Origin of the sequence: Mesorhizobium sp. M7D.F.Ca.US.004.03.1.1 (assembly GCF_003998635.1) — a bacterium.
In the GTDB taxonomy this organism is placed as follows: domain Bacteria; phylum Pseudomonadota; class Alphaproteobacteria; order Rhizobiales; family Rhizobiaceae; genus Mesorhizobium; species Mesorhizobium loti.
In genome coordinates this window covers 1-3,860 of sequence record NZ_RZQG01000583.1, presented here as the reverse complement: position 1 = coordinate 3,860, position 3,860 = coordinate 1, and the positions used below count along the sequence as shown (strand labels likewise).

General features: G+C 63.4%; 6 protein-coding genes and 1 riboswitch. Of the genes, 5 read left to right on the top strand and 1 reads right to left on the bottom strand.

The genetic code is table 11. The annotated features are described in order from the left end of the window. On the bottom strand, positions 1-253 hold a 253-nt coding region (locus EN935_RS25835; protein WP_206534567.1), incomplete at its 3' end, for a nitroreductase family protein. A gap of 47 nt (positions 254-300) precedes the next feature. After that, a riboswitch (cobalamin riboswitch) is annotated at positions 301-481 on the bottom strand. A 121-nt stretch (positions 482-602) separates the two neighbouring features. Between EN935_RS25835 and EN935_RS25830 the strand changes: the two genes are divergently transcribed. From EN935_RS25830 to EN935_RS25810, 5 genes are all read left to right on the top strand, one after another. Continuing rightward, positions 603-1,529: a histone deacetylase family protein gene (locus tag EN935_RS25830; RefSeq protein WP_127262400.1), complete on the top strand. Its 927-nt coding sequence runs from the start codon at positions 603-605 to the stop codon at positions 1,527-1,529. Positions 1,530-1,532: 3 nt separating this feature from the next. Further along, positions 1,533-1,784, top strand: coding sequence for an exodeoxyribonuclease VII small subunit (locus EN935_RS25825; protein WP_013532792.1), 252 nt, complete (start codon positions 1,533-1,535; stop codon positions 1,782-1,784). A 98-nt stretch (positions 1,785-1,882) separates the two neighbouring features. Further along, positions 1,883-2,149, top strand: a complete 267-nt coding sequence (locus EN935_RS25820) for a DUF2277 domain-containing protein (protein ID WP_027035955.1) — start codon at positions 1,883-1,885, stop codon at positions 2,147-2,149. 42 nt (positions 2,150-2,191) lie between these two features. Then, positions 2,192-3,112, top strand: a complete 921-nt coding sequence (locus tag EN935_RS25815) for a pirin family protein (protein ID WP_109662229.1) — start codon at positions 2,192-2,194, stop codon at positions 3,110-3,112. 164 nt (positions 3,113-3,276) lie between these two features. Continuing rightward, positions 3,277-3,860: 1-deoxy-D-xylulose-5-phosphate synthase N-terminal domain-containing protein (locus EN935_RS25810; protein WP_245489050.1), on the top strand; the 584-nt coding region annotated here is incomplete at its 3' end.

Genomic DNA, 3,860 nt, shown 5'->3' with positions numbered 1-3,860 from the left:
CTGCCAGGAACAGGTCGCGCACCTTTTCCCGCCGCCCGGCGTCGCGAATGACGATGAAGTTCCAAGGCTGCATGAAGCCGACCGACGGCGCGTGATGAGCCGCAAGCAGCAGCCGCGCCAGCACCTCATCGTCGAGCGCGGTGGGCAGGAAATGGCTGCGCACGTCACGCCGTGTGAACATGGCGCGATAGACCGCATCGCGCGCGTTCTGGTCAAATCCGTCGCCGACAGGAGCAGTCATGTGTTCCGGCATCGCTTGTCCCCTTGCGATTGCAATCAATGTCGTCCGCCTGACCATGCGGATGGCGATGCCTGCCAGGCCGGTCTTCTGGCTCGGGATCAACCCGCGTTCGGTGCCTTCCCGTCATCGACAGTGGCATTTACCGGCGCGGTCCCCCTTACAGCGTTGGGCACGCCACGGAGTTCAACCGTGTTCCCGATTCTCCCGCTTGCGGCGGGCACCAGGCAGTGGCGGTGACCTTACGCCGAAGCGCTGAGGACGCCAATGCTCGCAACGACACGAATGGACGCAGGCGTGATTTTCCCCAGCCATCGGCCGCCCGCGCATGGCCTTTGTCGATCCGGGTCACTAGATTAGGACGATGACCACTCGTCTCTACACCCATCCGATCTTCCTTGAGCACCTCACGCCGCCCGGCCATCCCGAGCGGCCGGACCGCTTGCGCGCCATCGAGCGCGTGCTCGATGACGAGGCGTTTGTCGGGCTCGATCGCGTCCAGGCGCCGGAAGGCGACGAGGCCACCATCCTCTATGCGCATCCCGCCGATTTTATCGCCCGCGTCCGCGCCGCCATTCCCGACGAAGGGATCGCGCGCATCGACGCCGACACCACTGCCAGCCCGAAGAGCTGGCAGGCGGCGATCACCGCGATCGGTGCCGCCAACGCTGCCGTCGACGATGTCTTCACAGGTCGCGCCGACAATGTCTTCGTCGCCGCCCGGCCGCCCGGCCACCATGCCGAAAAGAGCACGGCGATGGGCTTCTGCCTGTTCAACACCGCAGCGATCGCGGCACGTTACGCGCAGAAGAAACACGGTGTAGAGCGCGTTGCCGTCGTCGACTGGGACGTGCATCACGGCAACGGCACGCAGGATATTTTCTGGGAAGATCCAACGGTGCTCTATTGCTCGACGCATCAGATGCCGCTTTATCCCGGCACCGGAGCAAAAAGCGAAACCGGCACCGGCAACATCGTCAATGCGCCGCTGGCGCCGCAGACTGGCAGCGAGGTCTTTCGCGATGCCTTCCTTTCGCGCGTGCTGCCGGCGCTCGATAATTTCGCGCCCGACCTGATCATCATCTCGGCCGGGTTCGACGCACACCATCGCGATCCGCTGGCCGAGATCAACCTGACCGAGGACGATTTCGACTGGGCGACCGGCCAGCTGATGCAGCGTGCGGCGCGCCACAGCGGCAACCGGCTCGTCAGCCTGCTCGAGGGTGGCTACGATCTGCAAGGATTGGCATTTTCGGTCGCCGCCCATGTCGGGCGACTGATGAAAGGATGAATGATGGCTGGTGAGACCAACGAAGACGTCAAGGCGATGAGCTTCGAACAGGCACTCGACGCGCTGGAGAAGATCGTCGATGATCTGGAGCGTGGCGACGTGCCGCTCGACCAGTCGATCAGGATCTATGAGCGCGGCGAGGCGCTGAAGGCGCATTGCGACCGGCTGCTGAAGGCAGCTGAAGACAAGGTCGAGAAGATCAGGCTGTCGCGCGACGGCAAGCCGGTTGGAACGGAGCCGCTTGACGCGGACTGAGGCCGCAGCCGTCTCACCGACTTTTGGACACGATCATGACTGAGGATAGGGTTCGTCCCGATTGAAAGCGCTCCAGGACAAGAGGAGATACGGAAGCGATGTGCAGAAACATCAAGACCCTGTTCAATTTTGACCCGCCCGCAACCAACGACGAAGTCCGCGACGCCGCACTTCAATTTGTCCGCAAATTGAGCGGAACGACGCGGCCCTCGAAGCAGAACCAGCATGCCTTCGACCACGCGGTCGAGGCCATTGCCGCCTCGGCGCGCGAACTGCTCGATTCCTTGGAAACCCATCAGCATCCTCGCAATCGCGAAGAGGTGGCGGCCAAACTGCGGGCAAAGGCGGCGATCCGCTTTGCCTGACGCGGCCAAGCGGGCATTGTCCGCTGACAAGGAGATCATCTCGTGAGCTTCTTCCCCGGAAACGACCCACAGGCCGGCGATGCCTTCGCCAGCGACCAGATCGAATTGATGGTCATTCCCAACGCCAAGGATATTGGTGGTTTCCAGGTGCGCCGCGCTCTGCCGACCGCCAAGAGGCGGCTGGTCGGGCCTTTCATCTTCTTCGATCGCATGGGCCCGGCGATCCTGCGCGCCGGCCAGGCGCTCGATGTCCGTCCGCATCCGCATATAGGCCTGTCGACGGTCACCTATTTGTTCGACGGCAAGATCAGGCATCGCGATTCACTCGGCACCGAAATGGTCATCCAGCCCGGCGACGTGAATTTGATGACCGCCGGCCGCGGCATCGTTCATTCGGAGCGCACCCCCGAAGAATTGCGCGGCGCGCCGATGTCGATCTCCGGCCTGCAGACATGGCTGGCGCTGCCGGACGGCAAGGAAGAAGTGGCCCCGGTTTTCGAGAACACCGCAGCGCTCAGGCTTCCCGAGATCGACGCCGAGGGCGTCAGCGGGCGCATCGTCATTGGTGATTTCCAGGGATTGCGGTCCCCGGTGCGGGCCGACTCCGAGACGCTCTATGCCGACCTGCGCCTGGTGCCCGGCGCCAGTGTGAAAATCCCGGCCGATGCGGAAGAACGAGCCATCTACACGCTGGAAGGCGAGGTCTCGATATCAGGTGACGTCTTTCCGGCGGAACGGCTGCTGGTGTTTCGGCCAGGCGACGAGATCGTCGTGTCGTCGGACACCGGCGCGCATTTCATGCTGTTTGGCGGCGCCTCGCTCGGCTCGCAGCGTTACATCTGGTGGAATTTCGTCTCGTCGTCCAAGGAACGCATCGAACAGGCCAAGCAGGAATGGAAGACGGGCCGCTTCGATATCGTTCCCGGCGATGAGGAAGAGTTTATCCCGCTGCCTGAGAGCTAGGGCATGATCCCGAAAAGTGGGAACCGGTTTTCCCGGACAAACGGTTTCCGTTTATCCAGAGATCATGCCCAACAAACAGACAGGCTCACGACCGCGTCACTGACACGCATTTACTTTCGCCGGCCGGCGGCCTATTTCGCCCATCAACCGAAAGCCTGAGCACCGTGAACGCAACGCCGCATACGCCGCTTCTCGACAAGGTCCGCATCCCGGCCGACCTGCGCACGCTTGCCGAAAGCGAGCTGCCGCAACTCGTATCCGAGCTTCGCACAGAGCTGATCGATGCTGTTTCCCGCACCGGCGGCCACCTTGGCGCCGGCCTCGGCGTGGTCGAGCTGACGGTGGCACTGCACTATGTCTTCAACACCCCCGATGACCGGCTGATCTGGGATGTCGGCCACCAGGCCTATCCGCACAAGATCCTGACCGGCCGCCGCGACCGCATCCGCACACTGCGCCAGGAAGGCGGCCTGTCCGGCTTCACCCGCCGCGCCGAGAGCGAGTACGATCCCTTCGGCGCCGCCCACTCCTCGACATCGATCTCGGCCGGCCTCGGCATGGCCGCTGCTCGTGACCTCTCCGGCGGCCGCAACAATGTCATCGCCGTCATCGGCGACGGCGCCATGTCTGCCGGCATGGCCTATGAGGCGATGAACAATGCCGGCGCGCTCGATGCACGGCTGATCGTCATCCTCAATGACAACGACATGTCGATCGCGCCGCCGACCGGCGCGATGAGCGCCTATCT